Origin of the sequence: Tahibacter amnicola, assembly GCF_025398735.1 — a bacterium.
Classification (GTDB): domain Bacteria; phylum Pseudomonadota; class Gammaproteobacteria; order Xanthomonadales; family Rhodanobacteraceae; genus Tahibacter; species Tahibacter amnicola.
The window spans coordinates 516,279-534,204 of the sequence record NZ_CP104694.1; the positions used below are offsets into that span (position 1 = coordinate 516,279).

Annotated in this window: 17 protein-coding genes; 1 reads left to right on the forward strand and 16 read right to left on the reverse strand. The window is 65.5% G+C overall.

Annotation, left to right across the window (positions count from 1 at the left end):
• Positions 1–17 precede the first annotated feature (17 nt).
• The 7 genes from N4264_RS02125 to N4264_RS02155 all read right to left on the reverse strand — a co-directional run bounded on the left by N4264_RS02125 (position 18) and on the right by N4264_RS02155 (position 8,472).
• A complete protein-coding gene (locus N4264_RS02125) occupies positions 18–650 on the reverse strand; it encodes a nucleotide-binding protein (RefSeq protein ID WP_261695432.1) in 633 nt (210 codons plus the stop codon).
• Between the two features lie 351 nt (positions 651–1,001).
• Complete coding sequence (locus N4264_RS02130) at positions 1,002–2,012, reverse strand: hypothetical protein (RefSeq protein ID WP_261695433.1); 1,011 nt, start codon at positions 2,010–2,012, stop codon at positions 1,002–1,004.
• Between the two features lie 420 nt (positions 2,013–2,432).
• Positions 2,433–2,693: a hypothetical protein gene (locus N4264_RS02135; RefSeq protein WP_261695434.1), complete on the reverse strand. Its 261-nt coding sequence runs from the start codon at positions 2,691–2,693 to the stop codon at positions 2,433–2,435.
• A gap of 100 nt (positions 2,694–2,793) precedes the next feature.
• Positions 2,794–4,002 carry a hypothetical protein gene (locus N4264_RS02140; protein ID WP_261695435.1) on the reverse strand — a complete coding sequence of 403 codons (1,209 nt, stop codon included), beginning with the start codon at positions 4,000–4,002 and terminating at the stop codon, positions 2,794–2,796.
• 198 nt (positions 4,003–4,200) lie between these two features.
• Positions 4,201–5,895, reverse strand: a complete 1,695-nt coding sequence (ggt, locus tag N4264_RS02145) for a gamma-glutamyltransferase (protein ID WP_261695436.1) — start codon at positions 5,893–5,895, stop codon at positions 4,201–4,203.
• Positions 5,896–5,972: 77 nt separating this feature from the next.
• On the reverse strand, positions 5,973–7,235 hold the full coding sequence (locus tag N4264_RS02150; protein WP_261695437.1) for a hypothetical protein: 1,263 nt from the start codon (positions 7,233–7,235) through the stop codon (positions 5,973–5,975).
• Between the two features lie 166 nt (positions 7,236–7,401).
• Positions 7,402–8,472, reverse strand: a complete 1,071-nt coding sequence (locus N4264_RS02155) for an IS630 family transposase (protein WP_261695438.1) — start codon at positions 8,470–8,472, stop codon at positions 7,402–7,404.
• Between the two features lie 156 nt (positions 8,473–8,628).
• On the opposite strand from N4264_RS02155, the gene N4264_RS02160 reads away from it, so the two are divergent.
• Positions 8,629–9,705 (forward strand): IS5 family transposase, encoded by a 1,077-nt coding sequence (locus tag N4264_RS02160; protein ID WP_261692907.1) that lies wholly within the window; start codon positions 8,629–8,631, stop codon positions 9,703–9,705.
• A 183-nt stretch (positions 9,706–9,888) separates the two neighbouring features.
• On the opposite strand, the gene N4264_RS02165 is transcribed toward N4264_RS02160, so the two are convergent.
• From N4264_RS02165 to N4264_RS02205, 9 genes are all read right to left on the reverse strand, one after another.
• Positions 9,889–10,608 carry a glycosyltransferase family 2 protein gene (locus tag N4264_RS02165; RefSeq protein WP_261695439.1) on the reverse strand — a complete coding sequence of 240 codons (720 nt, stop codon included), beginning with the start codon at positions 10,606–10,608 and terminating at the stop codon, positions 9,889–9,891.
• Between the two features lie 102 nt (positions 10,609–10,710).
• A complete protein-coding gene (locus tag N4264_RS02170) occupies positions 10,711–11,433 on the reverse strand; it encodes a DUF3379 family protein (RefSeq protein WP_261695440.1) in 723 nt (240 codons plus the stop codon).
• Positions 11,430–11,963: a sigma-70 family RNA polymerase sigma factor gene (locus N4264_RS02175; protein WP_261697559.1), complete on the reverse strand. Its 534-nt coding sequence runs from the start codon at positions 11,961–11,963 to the stop codon at positions 11,430–11,432. The genes N4264_RS02170 and N4264_RS02175 overlap by 4 nt, the downstream gene beginning before the upstream one ends.
• Before the next feature lie 66 nt (positions 11,964–12,029).
• Positions 12,030–12,899, reverse strand: coding sequence for a ParB/RepB/Spo0J family partition protein (locus N4264_RS02180; RefSeq protein ID WP_261695441.1), 870 nt, complete (start codon positions 12,897–12,899; stop codon positions 12,030–12,032).
• Between the two features lie 10 nt (positions 12,900–12,909).
• Positions 12,910–13,698 (reverse strand): ParA family protein, encoded by a 789-nt coding sequence (locus N4264_RS02185; RefSeq protein ID WP_261695442.1) that lies wholly within the window; start codon positions 13,696–13,698, stop codon positions 12,910–12,912.
• A 252-nt stretch (positions 13,699–13,950) separates the two neighbouring features.
• Positions 13,951–14,595, reverse strand: coding sequence for a 16S rRNA (guanine(527)-N(7))-methyltransferase RsmG (gene rsmG, locus N4264_RS02190; RefSeq protein ID WP_261695443.1), 645 nt, complete (start codon positions 14,593–14,595; stop codon positions 13,951–13,953).
• Positions 14,596–14,714: 119 nt separating this feature from the next.
• Positions 14,715–15,185, reverse strand: coding sequence for an SPFH domain-containing protein (locus N4264_RS02195; RefSeq protein WP_261695444.1), 471 nt, complete (start codon positions 15,183–15,185; stop codon positions 14,715–14,717).
• 295 nt (positions 15,186–15,480) lie between these two features.
• Positions 15,481–17,058: a nickel ABC transporter ATP-binding protein NikE gene (gene nikE, locus N4264_RS02200; protein ID WP_261695445.1), complete on the reverse strand. Its 1,578-nt coding sequence runs from the start codon at positions 17,056–17,058 to the stop codon at positions 15,481–15,483.
• Complete coding sequence (locus N4264_RS02205; protein ID WP_261695446.1) at positions 17,055–17,924, reverse strand: ABC transporter permease; 870 nt, start codon at positions 17,922–17,924, stop codon at positions 17,055–17,057. The genes nikE and N4264_RS02205 overlap by 4 nt, the downstream gene beginning before the upstream one ends.
• Positions 17,925–17,926: the final 2 nt, after the last annotated feature.

Here is a 17,926-nt window from a genome sequence, read left to right on the forward strand (position 1 = left end):
GGTAGCGGTGCGGAACCTCAGTCGTGCTTCTTCAACCAGCGCAGGAGCGGCTTCCAGTCGTCCTGGTGACCGCGCACCGCCTCGGAGTGGTAGTCGAACAGGCTCTTGCCCAGGCCCGTGGCCATCACATACCCCTGGGTGTCGCGGATCTCGGCGACGACCGGCAAGGCCATCTGGCGCATCTGTTCCAGGGCCAGCTGGGTACCGTGGGTCCAGGGACGCAGGCGATTGGCCACCAGCCCCCCGCCGACCTTGTCGCGCTTGATCCGCGCCAGTTGCGCCAGCCCCTGAACGAAGGGACTGCTCGCCTCCAGGTCGAAGGGCGACGGCAGCACGGGCACCAGGACGGCGTCGACGAAATCGAGGAACCCTTCGATGTCTTCCACCGTGGAGCCGGCGGCGGTGTCGATGATGACGCGCTGCGCCCCGTCGGGAATGCGTTCGCGCCAGCCGCGGCGGGTGCCGTCAATGGGCAGCACGGCGCTGGCCATGCCTGCCCGGCGTTCGCACCAGTGCCGGCTGGCGGCCAGCCGGTCGCAATCCACCAGGACCGTATTGAAGCCCGCGATGGCATCGTGCGCCGCGAGATGGGTGGCGAGGGTCGTCTTGCCGCAGCCGCCCTTGCAACTGGCTATCAGGACTTTCCGCATCGAAATCGTCCTTGCGTGGCCAAACGCCCGGGAGCGTACATCGGCCGGGTGCTGCTGGGAACGATGCGGTGCCTTTCGGCGGCCTGCGCTGCTGCGTCTATGGCAGCAGGCCAAGCCCAGGTAGACCTGAATCGAGGGCGTGCTCTGATTGTCTGGAGCCCTTTGAGTCGGGGGCGGCCAAACGCCGACAATTCCGGCGTTTGGCGGGTGGGGTGTGTTGGCATCGGCAGGCATTCGGCCAGCCCGCTTGTTCAGATCATTGCCAGGTGCGCCATTCGTCCATCGCACGCAATCGTCTACTGACGCCCCGGGAAAAGTGTGCGGACGATGCGGCACTCGCGGAGCCACGGCCTATTGCGCCTGGCGTGGCACCCAGTCCGGTGGTGGTACGAGGGATTTGCCCGCGCGTTCCAAGGCGCGTTTCATGGAAGCGATCTCGTCGCCGGTGGCGAGGAATTCGTCATTTCGTGCCTTCTGGTCTGCGCGTGACAGCGTGTTAAGCAGCTTGAACTGCCACCGAAGTGTCCGGTGTTCTTCTGCTTCGTCCGCAGTCTGTGACCCCATGCGAGCCTGTATGCCTGTTCCGATGATCCGATCGATCACGGTGTTTGACCGGGTCAGCGGACGGGCGGCACCGCTACAGGTTTTGCGGACCTCTTCGGCCGTCGGATTGCGACAGGTGACATTCAACAGATAGAACGGTTCTCCGGCCATGGCCACCGACGAATCCAGGAATACTTCGGCCTGCCTGAGGTCAGTCAGCGCCTCGTAGGCCGCGCGATGGTCCGGATCTGCACTGGCTGCGGCCAGCACGCCACGTATCCACTCGACCCGGTGCGCATCGAATCGCGTCGACCCGGCCATCCGTTCATACGCCATAGCGGCAACGGGGGCGTTACCCCCACGCTGGGCGGCTTCGGCCAGTATCAACCAGGCGGCACCGTTGTCGGGTTCACGTTCGGCCAGCTGCTGGAGGAACGGAATGACACGTTTGTCGGCTCCACGCTGGCGCAGCAGCACGCGTGCGGCGATCCACTGCAAGTTCGTGTCGTCCGGTTCAGTGCCAGCCAGCAGGATGGCCAGGGCGATCTCGTCTTCTGCCGGATCCGTTCCGGGGCACTCGGAAATGCTCCGCAGATACAGGCTGCTCGCTTGTTGGACCGGCCGTGAATCGACGCTCAGGCGTTGCTGCAGTTCACAGCGCAGCTGCTCCCAGTCGGTTGCGTCGGCGCTCTCGACCGACCCTGCTGCGATATCCATCGCCGTCGCAGTGACGGAGCCCGTCGTGGCCAGCAGGACGCCGACCGAGAGGCAGAGCCCAGACCACAATCGGCAGCGCGCGTTAAGCAGGGATGCAGACATGCAAAATCCATTCGTTGCAAGGTGGAACCGCATCGTATGCGCAGTGCGAGCGCGAAGTGGCCCCATCCATGGACATGGAAACGGTGAAAGATGCGCGCCACACCCCTGCGCTGGCGGACGGTGGTCGCTGCGATGTGGAGCGGTGCTATGGTTTTCCTTTCGAGCGGGGCGCTATACCCAGTCATCACGCCTCGCGGTCGGGCGGCGGCACCGCGCTTTCGGCAACTTCCGCCAAAGCGCAGGCGATCACGATGCCGATGCCGCGACGAATAGTCATGAACCTATCTCCGACAGGCTGGGAAAGGCCCCAGGTTGGACCAACCACTCCGCGCTGGGAAGCAAATCACTGCGACCGACCGTTCCCTCGGGGAGCACAAAACCGGGGCAGCAGCGATCGCTCGCCGCCGCCCCAACGCCGCATCACACGGTGATTTCGCTGACGGGTTCCAGATCGACGAAAACGACGTAGGTGGCGTCTTCGCAGGAGAAGGTGACCTGCCAGTCGCCCTGGGCTGTTGGCGTCACCACGGCATTGTCGAAGGCCGGGACACCCGCCGTCGTGGCGGGCGACTTGCCGGTCAGTTCGAGCAGGCGGGCGCATGCGCAACGCAGGGCCTGGAAGCGAGGGTATTCCCGCGCAGTCAGGTAGGCGTGCGCGGTCAACAGGTAGAGCGGATTCACAAGGGGCCTCTCTTTGGATGAGTGGGGTCGGGCGCCTGTCACGCAGGCGCCGTCGGTCAGGGCTGGAAACGGACAACGGTCGCTTTTCGGTTCAGTCCCGTCAGGACTGCGGAGGCGCGTCAGTGGTCTCTGCGGAGGTTTCGCCGACGTCGGGCGTCTCGCTGGGCGTTTCCGGCTCATCGTCCGGGTGCGATTCCGGCATCCAGTTCGGCGGCATCGGCGACATCAGGCCGAGTTTTGTTGCCGCGGCCTGCATGGCTTCGAACTCGTTCGGATTGGCGCGCCAGGCGACATGGAATTCATGTAGCAACTGGCGGAACCGGGCGCCGCCGTCGTCGCCCAGGTCGGCGGAAACGATGTGGGTCAACCATTGCGCCTGGCGTTCGCGCAGCGCGAGTTCCGGATCGGTTTCGCCCAGCTGCTTCAGCAGGCGGAAACCGGCCCGCTGCAGCTCGAAGCGATTGCCCTTGAGCGCAAATGTGCGCGCGATATCCGCGCAGGCGGCGAAACGACGCGGGTCGGCGTTCTTTGCTTCGGTGCGGCCGCAGGCCTGCGTCAGCGGGTAGAGCGACGGCTGCATCATCGATGCGGATCCCAAGGCACCGTAGAAATCGAGGTCTGCCTGGTCGACGCCCGGCATTACCGGCATGTTCGTTGGTGACGTCGGAAAGCGCTTTTCGAGATCCAGTGACAGGTTCACGAAGTCGACCGTGTGATCGTCCACGCGCGGTGCCGCGGCCATGCGCGCCAGGATGGTGTCGACGCCCTGCGCGTCGGACACGCTCGCGGCAAGCTTGAGCGAGGGCAGCCAGGCCAGGGCATTGTCCGGCTCCAGGCGCATGACGGCGGCAGTGGCGTCCGGATCGGGCGTCGGTGCGGCGCAGCCGCCGCTGGTGTTGGGCATGTGGGTGAGCGCCATCCACTGGATCAGCGTGTCGTCCGGCGCGGCGGCCGCGGCATTGCGCAGCAGCTCGGCCCGTTCGGCGGCGGTGGGCAGCGCCGGCTTGTCGGCGGCAGATTCGTCATCCCAGTACCGTTCCAGGGCCATCTGGGAGGCGGCGGCCCAGTCGCGTGGCGCGGCGCTTTCGCGCAGGCTCTGGTAACGCGCCATGCCTTCCTTCGTCGCGGTGGCGCGCCACTGGGCGTACTGGGCCTTGAACCGGGCTTCCTCTGCCTTTGCGGCAGCATCGTCCGCCGGTGAAGGGACGACCGGCTCGGATGTCGTGCCGGCGGCGACCTTGGTTTCCTCGGCGCCGGCGACGGCGAACACGCTGGAGAGGGCAAGGGCGATCAGGGTGCGGCGAAGCATGTGTGGCTCCTGGGCTGGTTCGGCGCCATCGTCCGCAGGGATTGCGGCCGGCGACGGCGCTGGGGCGGGCAGATTCGGGCCCGTTCATGACTCTCTACCGGACTCCGGTCGTGCAGGTGATCAAACCGGGCCCGGCTGCGCGGCAGTGCAACATGGCCGGAAGAGCCGGAACGACGGAACGTGGCCCGCCCGAGCCCCTCAGTAACCCACGGCCTGGCCGTCCTTGCGGCCTTCCGATGCGCCCACGTAGACCTCGTTTTTCGCATCCCGGAGGATGGCCTGGTAGCCGCCGTAGGGGCCGTCGGCAAAGGTGGCGCGGTGGCCCTTCTGCATGAGGCCGCGCACGGTTTCGTAGGGAAAGCCGGATTCGAGATTCACCTCGCCGCCGTCAGCCATCGCGGTGTTCTGGCCGGTCGGCTCGGTGGAGCCTTCGTGCTGGATACGCGGCGCGTCACCGGCCTCCTGCAGGTTCATGCCGAAGTCGATGAGATTGAGCACGATCTGCACGTGCCCTTGAGGCTGCATGGCGCCACCCATCACGCCGAAGCTCACCCAGGGCTTGCCGTCCTTCGTGATGAAGGCGGGAATGATCGTATGGAAGGGCCGCTTGCCGGGCGCAAACGCATTGGGGTGGCCCTCCTTGAGGACGAACATCTCGCCGCGGTCCTGCAGGATGAAACCCAGGCCCGGCGGCGCCATGCCCGAGCCCATGCCGCGGTAGTTGGACTGGATCAGCGAGACCATGTTGCCCCACTGGTCAGCCGTAGTGAGGTAGATCGTGTCGCCTTCCTCGAGCGGCGGATGACCGGCATCGACCGATCGCGCGGCGCGCGGCCCAATCGATTCGCGTCGCCTCGCGGCGTAGTCCTTCGCGATCAGGCCGGTGACGGGCGCTTTCGCAAAGGCCGGATCGGCGAAATGGGCAGCGCGGTCGGCGAAGGCCAGCTTCTTGGCCTCGACCAGCCAGTGCAGGTGGTCGACGCTGCCAAATCCGGCCTTTTTCAGGTCGAACCCTTCCAGGATATTGAGCATTGCCAGTGCAGCGATGCCCTGCCCGTTGGGCGGCAGTTCCCACACGTCGTAGCCGCGGTAGTTGGTCGAAACCGGCTGCACCCACTCGCCGGTGTGCGAAGCCAGATCGTCGCGGGAAAGAAAACCGCCGTTGGCGCGGAAGTAGTCGCCGATGATCGCGGCAATCTCGCCCTTGTAGAAGGCGTCGCGGCCCTGCTTTCCAATGCGTTCGAGCGTACTGGCAAGGTTGGGATTCTTCCACATCTCGCCTTTTCCAGGAGCGCGCCCGTCGCGGGTGAACTGCTCGGCAAAACCGGGATACTTCGACAGGCGCGGCACCGACAATGCCCAGTAGTGCGCGATCAGCTCGCTGACGGGAAATCCGTCGCGGGCGTAGCGGATGGTCGGTGCAAGCAGTTCCTTCATCGGCAGCTTGCCGAAGCGGCCGTGCAGGGCGAACCAGGCATCGACGCAGCCGGGCACGGAGACCGGCAACGGGCCGGTCGGCGGAATGTCGGTGTAGCCCCGCTCGACGAACCATTGCAGGGTAAGTGTCCGGGGCGAGCGGCCCGAACCGTTGTAGCCGTGCAGGCGACCGGATTTCGCCTCCCACACGATCGCGAACAGGTCGCCTCCGATGCCGCTGCCGGTCGGTTCCATCAAACCCAGTGCGGCGTTCGCGGCAATGGCGGCGTCGACGGCAGTACCGCCGCGCTTGAGCACTTCCAGCCCGATCTGGCTGGCCAGTGGTTGCGACGTGGCCACCATGCCGTGGGGGGCGATTACTTCCGAACGTGTAGCAAAGGCGCGTCCCGTGACGCGGTCGCCGGCGGATGCCAGCAGGGGGAACGTCAGCAACAGGCAGGCGATGGTGCGGCGCATGCGGCGACCTCCGGTGACGAAGGCCGCAGCATAGCGCGGCAGGAGCCCGCATCGCCCAGGCGATGCGGGCTGGCCGGTCAAGGAACGAACTGCTCGACGTGGATGCCGACGCCCTCGCCTTCCTTGCGATCAATGGCGAGCACGACTTCGTCATTGGCGGTCACGCGCAGCTGCGGCTGGGCCGTTTCGGTCAGGCCGCTGGCCGCGGTACGGGTCCACAGCGTATTGCCCTGGTCGTCGAAGGCCTTGAGGACCAGGTCGTCGCCGGTCGTGCCAGGCTGGCGATAGGCAGCGACGTACCGATTGGAACGGGTTCGGGTCCATACCGGGTTATCAGCGGCGGCGGGCACGGGATCGACAAGCGTGATGAACTGGGCGCCGGAAATGGCAGGCACGCTCACCAGGGTGATCTGGTCCGCCGCGTTGACCGTATACAGCAGGGCCCCATCGGGCAGGGCGGTCGACGCACGGATTTCTATGTCCGGCGGCAGCGGTTGCCAGTAGCTGGACCACGGTGTCACCGAGACCAGCATCGCGTCAGGAAAGGCCGGGTGATGTCCGATCAACACCCAACTGCCCTGTCCCTGGGACGTGGCGTGGCTGAACTGGGTGTCGGGCGGAAGGTTTATCCACGGACGATGCGAATCCTGGAACTGGCCGTTCCAGTAGCGCTGGATTTCCAGCACCGGCGCCCAGTCGCCCTGGCACTGGACCAGTGCCAGGGTTTCCTGCCACGAATTGAACGCGATATCGAGCACTCCCTGCCACAGCGACGGCGCGTCGCATCCGCGGAATGGCTCGGACACTGCCGGTTCGAAGTCATAGTGGTGGTAATACGTGTAGCGGGGATGATTCAGATCCTGCGGATCCTTCTGCACCACCACGAAGCCCCCGAACCCGTCGGCGATTGTTTCGATCACTCCTTCGCTGTCGCCTCGCGGAATGCGCACTTCGCGCCCGTAGGCATCACCCGGTTCGTAGAGGAAGAGAATGTCTTCGCGCTGGAATTCTGATCCGCCCTCGAACCAGGCGACGCGATAGCCGTTCTTCGCGGAAAAGCCCCGCGGATGGAATTCGCCATCCGAATAGCGCCAGTTGGAGACCAGCGACCACATCCACGCGTGTTCGCCCGTGCTGCCGAGCGAGTAGATGTGGCTCATCGTGTCCCAGTCGGTGTGGTTCATGCCCATCACGTAGACATGGCCCGCCTCGTCCGTCTGCAGGCCGATATTCGGGGCAAGTTCGGTGGGGAAATGCGGCCCGCTGAAGAGGTATTTCTGCCAGGCCTGCGCCTGGGCAGTACCTGCCAGCAGCAGTGTTGCCGCCAAGAGTGATTTCATGAATGACCTCCCTGATTGCAGGACGCAGCAATTCTCTGTCGGAAGGGCCCGGCAGTTCATGCTGCGGTCGGTATGTTGCCGCGAGTGGCGGCGCGGGAAGTATCGCAACCGGGTGTCTCACGGACTGATGCAAGGGACACGCTAGTGTGGTGTTCCATTAATACGCTTAACTAATTGCGCGCCCCAGCCGACCGACACTCGCGATGATCTGGTCGGCAGTGCGTCGCCAAGTGAACGGCTTTGGATCTTGGTTGTGTTGGTGCAGGTATTCGCGAATGGATCGTTCGAGGTCGGCGACGCTCACGTGTGCGCCACGCTTGAGCCAGCGCGTGGTCAACGTGGAGAAGAAGCGCTCGACGAGGTTGAGCCATGAAGCCGATGTCGGGGTGAAGTGCAGGTGGTAGCGCGGACGCTGAGCGAACCAGCTACGCACCGCCTCGGTCTTGTGCGTGCCGTAGTTGTCGAGGATGAGATGGATGTCGAGACCTTTCGGCGCATCGCGGTCGATGGCATTGAGGAACTCGAGAAACTCGGCACTGCGATGGCGGCGCTTGAGGCGGCCAATCACCTTGCCGGTAGCCACATCCAGGGCAGCGAAGAGCGAAGTGGTGCCGTGGCGCTGGTAGTCATGCGTATGCGTTGCCGGCTTGCCGAAAGTCATCGGCAGGCCAGGCTGCGTGCGGTTGAGCGCCTGAATCTGGCTCTTCTCATCCACACACAGCACCAAAGCCCGGTCAGGTGGCGCCAGATACAAACCCACAATGTCACGCACCTTGGCCACGACGTGCGGATCGGTCGACAGCTTGAAGGTCTTGGTCAGATGTGGCTTCAAGCCGAACGCACGCCAGATCCGATGCACGGAAGTCGCCGATACGCCGCTGGCCTGGCTCATCGAACGCACGCTCCAATGCGTTGCTTTCGTGGGTTTGGCTTTGCGGGTGCGTTCGATCACTGCCTGCACGCACTCATCGTCGACCGAACGCGGACGACCAGGACGCGGGGCATCGGTAAGCCCGGCAAAACGATACGCCGCGTAGCGACGGCGCCACTTCGATACCGTCTGCTCCGAGACAGCGTACTTCTTCGCAATCGCTTCCCCACCAAGCCCATCTGCGCACGCCAGCACGATTCGAATCCGAAGCTTTTCGTCTTCGGGCGCTTTGCGTACTGCCAGCTGCGCCAGCAATTCGCGCCGCTCATCGGCAGAGATCTCGAGCTTGCTGATCGGTCGACCCATGCGCGCCATCTTCGCAGTCTCCGTCGGGGACTACGAGAGATTACTCCTTTGGCCAATTAATTCAATCTATTAACGGAACACCACACTAGCAGGCTGTTGAGAAAGCCCCATTCAGTGCAAAATGCAGCATTCCGCCATTGACTGAAGCCACTCAGCATGCGAACACCGGACGTTCAGCAACTCGGATTGTTCTCCTACGTATCGGTCGAGGCACGCGTTCCGCCGGATCATCCCATTCGTCAGTTGCGGGAATTGGTTGACGGAATCTTGGCAAATATGGACGAACTATTCGAGTCGCGTTATGCCAGGATCGGGCGGCCGTCCATTCCGCCGGAACGGTTGCTTCGTGCATCGCTGTTGCAGGTCGTGTACAGCGTACGCAGCGAGCGACTGCTGATGGAACAGCTGGACTACAACCTTCTGTTTCGCTGGTTTGTTGGCCTGAATATCGACGATCGAGTATGGGACCATTCCACCTTCTCGTTCAATCGAGATCGGTTGTTCGATGAAGAGATCGCCCAACGATTTTTCGATCACACCGTGTTGGTGGCGCAGCTCAAACAGCTGGTGAGTAACGAGCACTTTTCGGTGGACGGAACACTGTTGGAGGCTTGGGCCTCTCACAAAAGCTTTCGCCCGAAGGACGGCGACGGTAGCGATGACAGCGGAAACTTTCACGGTCAAAAGCGCAGTAACGAAACACACGAATCTACGACGGATCCCGACGCACGCTTGATGCGCAAAGGTGCTGGCAAGGAAGCCAAGCTGTGCTACCAAGCCAGCACATTGATGGAGAACCGGAACGGTCTGCTGGTGGGAGTTGATGTACGCCATGCGACTGGGACATCCGAGCGAGAAAGCGGCCTGTTGCTGGTCGACGAAATGCTCCTGGGCGCCGGATGCACATTGGGTGCAGACAAAGCCTATGACACTCATGCTTTCGTAGCCGCGTTGAAGGAGCGTGGTATCAAGCCTCACGTTGCCCAGAACAATAGCCACCGTCGAAGTGCAGTTGACGGACGCACCGCATCAAGCAAGGGATACGCGATCAGCCAGCGGGTTCGAAAGAAGATCGAGCAAGGATTTGGTTGGGTCAAGACCATCGGTGAACTTCGAAAGCTGACTCGCGTGGGACTTCCGGCTGTGCGCGCATGGGTTACTTGGACATTCGCCGCCTACAACTTGATCCGCATCGGTGGCATCCAAGGATGGTGGAATCCTTCGCCGACGTAGCTCGCAAGTCCCACACTATCGATCAGCTACTGCACCACGAACGAACACTTGGCCAGCTTGATCTGGGCGGAAATTGGGTTTTCTCAACGGCCTGCTAGTGCTTCGCCTGGCGTTGTCGAGCGACGGCTGGAGGAACCGCCAATGGCCAGGTTGAGGCCACTGGCGGCGGCGCGAGGGCCGGCGTCAGCCGATCTCTTCCACACCCGTGCGCTTGGCCCGGCGGATCAGCCACGCCACGCCGCGCAGGTCGGCGACGCCGACAAGGGCGCGATTGAGATTGGTGTACTTGGATACACCCGCGCCGCGGGCGCGGTGATTGACCGGCACGCTGACCGTCTTCCAGCCCGCGCGCTGCATCAGGGCCGGCAGGTAGCGGTGCATGTGGTTGAAGTAGGGCAGGTCCAGGAAGGCTTCGCGTTCGAACAGTTTGATGCCACAGCCGGTATCAGGCGTGGCATCCCGCAGCATGCGCGAGCGGATCGCATTGGCGAAGCGCGAGGCCCAGCGCTTGCTGCCGGTGTCCTGGCGATTGACGCGCCAGCCGGCGTAGAGCTTGACGTCCGGGCTGCCGGCGTCGCGCTGCGCCATCATTTTCGGAATGTCGGCCGGATCATTCTGGCCGTCGCCGTCGAGCGTGGCGATCCAGGTTCCGCGGGCCGCCTTGACGCCCGTGCGGATGGCCGTGCTCTGTCCACTTTGAGACAAATGGCGCAGCACGCGCAGCTCCGGCACCTGGGCCTTCAGCGCCTGCAGGACGCTCAGCGTGTCGTCCTTGCTGGCGTCATCGACGTAGACGATCTCGAAATCGGCCTTGCCACGCAGCGCCTGGGTGATTTCGTCGATCAGCGGTTTGACATTGTCGCGCTCGTTGAACACCGGCACGACCACGGAAAGCTGGGGCATCGCGGAAACATCCGTCAAAGGCAAGCGCGGATTATCGCGCGATCGGCCCCCGAGTAACTATTGGGCATAAGGTCGAAGGGGCAGCCGTGGCGGCAGGCGTCGTTACGGTGCGCCGGTGGCCAGGGCCGGGCCTCCTTCCATGGTGGTGCGCCAGGATTTCTCGATCTGATCGAATGCGCGGTTGTCCGCCGCCATCATCACCAGGGTGCCGTCGCCGAGGGGCAGCTTGCGGCCGTGCATGCCCGCGCGCTGGAACTCGCCCCGGCCTTCCCGGTGATTGGTCACGTAGAACACGGTGACCTTGGCATCGCCCTCGCGCTGGACCATGTGGACCGTCTTGTAGTCGCCCACCGGGCACGCCGCGACATAGCTGACCGTGGCCGGCAGCGGCCCGGGCACGCTGACGCCGCGGGAACGGAAGCGTTCCATGACAGCGCCGTCCGGCAAGGGCGGGCGCTCGGCGAAGGCCAGGGGCTCGTGCGCGATATGTTCGACCAGGGCATCAGCCAGGGCGGTTCGCGGCGGCAGGGCCAGCCACCCGACCGTTACCGTGGCGAGAAGGCCCGCGGCGGCAACCCCCCAGCCGACCAGCCGACGCTTCCAGGGCTGGTTGTGGCGCGCCTGGGTCGCCTGGGCGAGCAGGATGCGTTCGGACAAACCGGCGGGTATCGGCACATTGAGCGTGCGTCGCAGCTGCAGTTCAAAACCGAGCGTGCGGGCGTGGTGTCCGGCGCAACCGCTGCATTCGCGGCGATGCGCGACCATCTCCAGTGATTCGCGGCGCGGTTCGGCACCGAGCAGGCGGCGGTATTCGAGGCAGTTCATGCGCTGGCCTCGCTCGCATCGCCCGCCAGCAGCGACTTCAGTTTCTGCCGCGCGCGGAAAAGCTGGGTCATCACCGCGGCGGTTCCAAGGCCCAGCTCGCCGGCGATCTCCTCGCAGGAGAACCCGCCCAGGACCTGCAGCAGCAGGGGTTCGCGGTACTTTGGTTCGAGCTTGAGCATGGCCGCGCGTACCACCGAATCCTCGCCGACCTGCTCGGGCCCCAGCAGATCCGGGTCGTCCAGCTCCAGCTCGGTGATATCGGTGGTTTCCAGTTGCTTGCGTTCGTACAGCCGCGCGTGTTCGCGGCGGAGGATCGTGATCAGCCAGGCCTTGGCCGAACCGGTATCGCGCAACGCATCCAGGGAACGCCAGGCGCGCATGAAGGTTTCCTGCGCGAGGTCCTGGGCCAGGGCGGAGTCGCCGCACAGCCAGTGCGCATACCGGTAGAGATCACCGGTATGGGCGCGGACCAGGGCATCGAATTGGCGTTGTCGGCTGCTCACGGCGCTATAGACCCGGGATCCGTCCAGTGTCTTTCACGAAGTGTCGCCGATCCTTCCGGTGGCGGCGACAGGGGATGCGGCAGCCCGCCGGGATTACTTGATCCGGCCCAGAATGCCGTCGAGCTCTTCCAGGCTGTGGTAGCGGATTACCAGCTTGCCGCGCCCGCCGCGGCCGTGGGCGATGGCCACGCGCGCCCCGATGCGCTCGGACAGGTCGCGCTCGAGCGACTCGATGTTCGGATCGCGCGGGGGGCCGGCCAGTTTCGGCTTGAACTTCGGCTCCGTCTGGGCAACACGGGCGGCTTCTTCCAGCTCGCGCACGGACCAGCCGTGCTCGGCTGCCTGTCGCGCCAAGCCGATGGCCAGGGCTTCGGGCAGGGTCAGCAGCGCGCGGGCGTGTCCCATGTCGAGCTTGCGCTGTTCCAGGAACCCCTTGATCTCGGCCGGCAGCTCCATCAGGCGCAGCAGGTTGGAAACGGCGGCGCGCGAGCGGCCGACGGCGTCGGCCACCTGCTGGTGGGTGAGGTCGAACTCGTCAATCAGGCGCTTGAGCGACTGGGCTTCTTCCAGCGGCGTCAGTTCTTCGCGCTGGATGTTCTCGATCAGGGCGATGGCCACGACCGTGCGGTCGTCGACTTCCCGCACCAGGGCGGGAATCTCGGCCAGGCCCGCCAGCTGCGTGGCACGCCAGCGGCGCTCACCGGCGATCAGCTCGAACCGGTCGCCCTCGGCGCGGACCACGATGGGCTCGATTACACCCTGGGCCTTGATCGATGCGGCCAGTTCTTCCAGGCGCTCCGGGTCCATTGCCTGGCGCGGCTGGTACTTGCCGGGAAAAATCCTGCCGACCGGGATCTGGCGCAGTTCGCCCTGGGCTTCCACCGGTTCCGATGACTCGGGTTCCAGGCTGCCCAGCAGCGCATCCAGTCCGCGGCCCAGGCCTCGTTTCTTCGCAGCCGACATCGACGTTCCCTCAGTTCGGATGGGCGGCGGCCGCAGCCCCGCGTTCCAGGCGCAGCATTTCGCCGGCGAGACCCAGGTAGGCGATCGCGCCGCGCGATTCGCGGTCGTAGAGATTGATCGGCTTGCCGTGGCTGGGGGCCTCGGCCAGGCGGATATTGCGCGGGATGATCGAACGCAACACCTTGTCGCCGAAATGCTTGTTCAGCTGCGCCGACACCTCGTTGGCGAGGTTGTTGCGCACGTCGTACATGGTGCGCAGGAGACCGTCGATCTCCAGCCGGGGATTGAGCCGGCGCCGCACGGCGTCGATCGTGTCGCGCAGGCTGGCCAGGCCTTCCAGCGCGAAGTACTCGCATTGCACCGGAATCAGCACGCCATGGGCGGCCGTCAGCGCATTGATGGTGAGCAGATGCAGGGTCGGCGGGCAGTCGATCAGGATGGTGTGGTACTTGTCGCCCAGCTTGGCCAGCTGTTCCTTCAGGCGCGATTCGCGCGCCAGCGCTTCCATCAGCTTGAGCTCGGCGGCGGTCAGGTCAGAGCTTCCGGGCAGGAGGTCGAAACCGGCTTCGGTGGGGACGATGGCGCGTTCGATGGGAACTTCGTCCAGCAGCACTTCGTAGCCATTGGGCTTGGCATGGCGCTTGTCCACGCCGGAGCCCATGGTGGCATTGCCCTGCGGATCGAGGTCGATCAGGAGGATCTTGCGCCGGGTCTCGGCCAGCGCCGCGGCAAGATTGACCGCGGTGGTGGTCTTGCCGACTCCGCCTTTCTGGTTCGTGATGGCAATGATGCGCGTCATGTCAAAACCGGTTGTTGTCACAGTTGTCGAGCACTTCCCTATCCGCAAAACCAATGCCGGCACCGGGCACGTCGGGAGCGACGTCGCCATGCCGGCTTCCCCTGTGGGCGGATCCGGGCGTGCACCGCACCGAACACGACCCCGCGGCGCGGGCCATGCCCACAGCCGGGATGCAGCCGGATCGATCGCCGGGGCGATCCATCCTACCAGCCGGGCGCCTCCGCGCCTCGGCCACCGTTCTCACGAACGGGTTCAGCCCGCGGCCGCCGTGCGGCGCCGCAGTTCCACCAGATGGCGCTCGGCGTCCAGGCCGGGCACCTGCAGTGCATGGATCGTGCGGACCTCGAACGCTGCCGGGATACCGGCCAGTTCTTCCGGATCGACCTTTCCCTTCATCGCCAACCAGGTGCCGTCCGCGGCCAGCAGATGGCCGCCCCAGGTCAGCATGTCCGCCAGCGTCGCGAAGGCCCGCGCCGTGATGCAGTCAAACGTCCCGGGCACCGCTTCGACGCGTGACTCCAGCACGCGTACGTTTTCCAGCTTCAGCGACCGCGCCGCCTCGCGCAGGAAGCGGGTCTTCTTGCCGTTGGAATCCACTACCGTCACCGCACGCTCCGGCGCGACGATCGCCAGGGGAATTCCCGGAAGGCCCGCTCCGCTGCCCAGGTCTGCCAGCGTTGCCCCGCGGACGTGCGGCACGATCGCCAGGGAATCGAGCAGGTGACGCGTCACCATTTCGCCCGGATCGCGCACGGCGGTCAGGTTGTAGGTGGCATTCCAGCGGGACAGTAGCGTCACGTACTCGAGCAAGCGATCCACCACCGCCACCTCGAAAACGAGGCCGAGCGCGGACAGACCGCTGTCGAGCCTGGCGCGCAGGCGGTCGCGTTCGCTCATGGGTAAGGGTCAATCCGCACTTGCAGGGCCGGCAAGTATCCGGGCGGCGCTGCGCAAAATCCAGTCACAGAACGAAAAAGCCCGCCGGAGCGGGCTCTGGAACAGGGGCGGGGCGGCTGTCAGACCAGATGCAGCTGCACCCGGGTCACGACGACACCGCGATCGCGCAGGTTGTCGTTGAGGGCGCGCTTGAGCCGGGCGTTGCGCAGGTCGAAGGACTCGTGGGCCGGTGCATCGACGTCACGCATCGCATTGAGGGCCCGGATGCGGATCAGTTCGTCGGCGCGGTCGATCATCGTGTCGGCGCGCTCGGGGTCGAGCACCTGCCAGTACAGCTGGCCCTTGAGCTGGCGCGGCGTGCCGTCGAGCACGATCTGTTCATTCACCGCCAGCTCGCAACCGGTCAGGGGAATCCGGTGGACCACGCGCTCGACCAGCGGAACGACGACATGGGTACCGGGCTTGAGCGTCCGGGCGTGTCCGTCGAAACGGCGCAAGGTGTAGACCGTGCCTTCCGGAATGCGCTTGACCGAGAGAAAGGCCAGGAGGGCGAGGACACAGAAGAGAGCGAAGATCGTATTCGGCGACATAATTACCTCTTTTTTCAAGAGGTTGAGTGCGATTGCTGAGGTGGGATCCCGGATTTTCGGCCAGTCAAATGATTTGGCCGAGGTTAATTATTCCTTAACGTTCTGAAACTTTCACTGAACGATTTCGCAAACGTCACGGAACCACGTCACATTTCTTGCGAATCCAGGCGTTTGCGGCGCGTTTGAGCAGTGTCTGGCGGCAGAAGCCACGGTGTCGTGACGCGTTCCGCCAATTTCACGCGGTGCTAACCGGCGAACGTAAAAAAGCGCTACATCCGTCTCAGGATGGTGCGGATCAGGCCGTCAGACGGAAGCGCGCGGCCAGCAGGGCTTTCGTCTGCGCGTGCCGGGGCGATGTCAGTACCTCGGCGGCCGGACCACATTCGACCAGTTCGCCCTGGTGCAGCACGCCGACACGGTCGGCGAAACGTGCCGCCAGGTGCAGGTCGTGCGTGATCATCAGCAGGGCCAGCCCGCGCTCGCGCTGCAAGGACTGGAACACCGCAAGGATCTGCTTCTGCACGCTCATATCCAGCGCGCTGGTGGCTTCGTCCAGGACCAGGCAGTGCGGTCGGCAGGCCAGCGCGCGGGCGATGGCCACTCGCTGGCGCTGGCCCCCGGACAAGGCGTGCGGGTGCCGCGTCGCGAGGGCCGGGTCCATCCCCACCGCCTGCAGCAAGGCAGCGACGGTGTCGCTTTCGCCGGACCGCCCGTGCTGCATCATGCGTAGCGGCTCGGCGACGATCGCGCCCACCCGCCAGCGCGGATCGAGCGAGGCGTAGGGGTCCTGGAACACCATCTGGACCTGCTGCCGCATTGCCGTCCAGCCGGGCCGGCCGCCCAGGTCCAGCCGCTGTCCCTGTACCTCGATCACGCCGCGGTCGGCGCGCGTCAACCCGAGCAGGCAGCGCGCGAGCGTCGACTTGCCCGAACCGGATTCGCCCACGATGGCGAGTGTTTCGCCCGCGGCGACGTGGAGGGCGACATCGCGCAGCACCGCGCGCCGCCGGCGCGACAGCAGGCCACCCTCCGGATAGGAGGCACTCAGCTGCTGGATGCGTAGCACGATGGCAGAAGTGGCGGTGACGTGCGATTCCCGCTCCGGTATGCCGCCTTCCAGGAGCGCGCGCGTCTGCGTGGCCGTGGGGGCGGCGAAAACCGACCGCACGGGACCCTGCTCGACGATGCGGCCCTGTGCCATCACCGCCACGCGATCGGCCAGGCCCTGCGCCAGATCGATATCGTGAGTGACGAACAGAAGCGCCAGGCCGAGCTCCCGTCGCAACCGCTGAAGCAGTGCGACGACCTGCGCCTGCACCGTGGCATCCAGGGCACTGGTGGCCTCGTCAGCGATCAGCAGGCGCGGCCGTGCCGCCAGCGCCAGCGCGATCATCACACGTTGCCGCTGGCCGCCCGAGAGTGCGTGCGGATACGCCCGCAGACGATCTGCGGGCCGATCGATACCCACCTGCGCGAGGAGCCCGGCCGCCTGGAGTGCGGCCGCACGCCGGTCGAGTCCCTGGCTGATGCGGATGATCTCCACCAGCTGCGCGCCGACCCGGCGCAGCGGATGCAGGCTGGCCAGCGCGTCCTGCCATACCATCGCCATGCCGTTCCGCCGCGCAGCGAGCCACTCGGGCGAGTCGGCGGCGCGAAGTGGCGTGCCGGCGAACGCGATGTGGCCCGACCAGCGCGCCTGGGGCGGCAGGAGTCCGAGCACCGCCGTGCTGGTAAGGCTCTTGCCTGAACCCGATGCCCCTACCAGGGCCAGGCATTCGCCCGGTGCGAGCGCGATGTCGACCTGATCGACCGCCGGACGCGCCTGCCCCGGCAGGTGGATCGTCAGGCCGCGCACGTCGAGCAGCGCAGTCATCGCAGGCCGCTGCGCGGATCGAGCCGGCGGCGCAGCGCCTCGCCGAGCATCTGGCACGCCAACAGGGTCGTTACCAGTGCGACCGCCGGTGCCATCAGGCACCAGGGCGCGGTATCCATTTCCTGGCTGCCGTCGAACAGCATGGCGCCCCAGCTGGCGCCGGGTTCATCCACGGAGAGGCCCAGAAAGCCCAGGAAGGACTCGATCAGGATCGCATTGGGCACGCCCAGGCTCAGGTAGACCAGCGCCAGGCCCAGCACATTCGGAACGATATGCCGCAGCAGGATCCAGCGGGCTGGCGCGCCCACCAGGCGAGCCGCATCGACGAACGCCAGCTGGCGCAGGCGCGCGGCCTCCGCGCGCACGACGCGTGCCAGGTCCATCCAGACGTAGCCGCCGATCGCCGCCAGCAGGAGCACCAGCGATCGTTCGAACACCGTCAGCAGCAGGATGACGATCAGCAGGAACGGCAGCGCCGCGGCGACGTCGAGCAGGCGCATCAGGACGCGGTCGACCCACCCGCCGAAGTAGCCCGCCACGGCGCCGTAGCCGAGCCCGAGTACCAGGGCCAGCGCACTGGCCACGCCGCCGATCAGGAGCGACACGCGACCGCCGATGCACAGCCGGACAAACACGTCGCGACCGATGGCATCGGTGCCCAGCCAATGGCCGTGGGCGATGCCGGGCGGCACGGAAAGATTTTCCCAGTCGGTGAAATCGGCCGAATACGGCCGCAGCCAGGGCCCCACGACACACAGGACGACCAGCGCCGCCAGCGTGACGGCGCTGGCCACCCCCTCGCGATCCCGCAAGCGGGGTGACACGGCCGCCGGCGTCGCCGGCTCAGTGCCGGTCGCGGTATCCATCA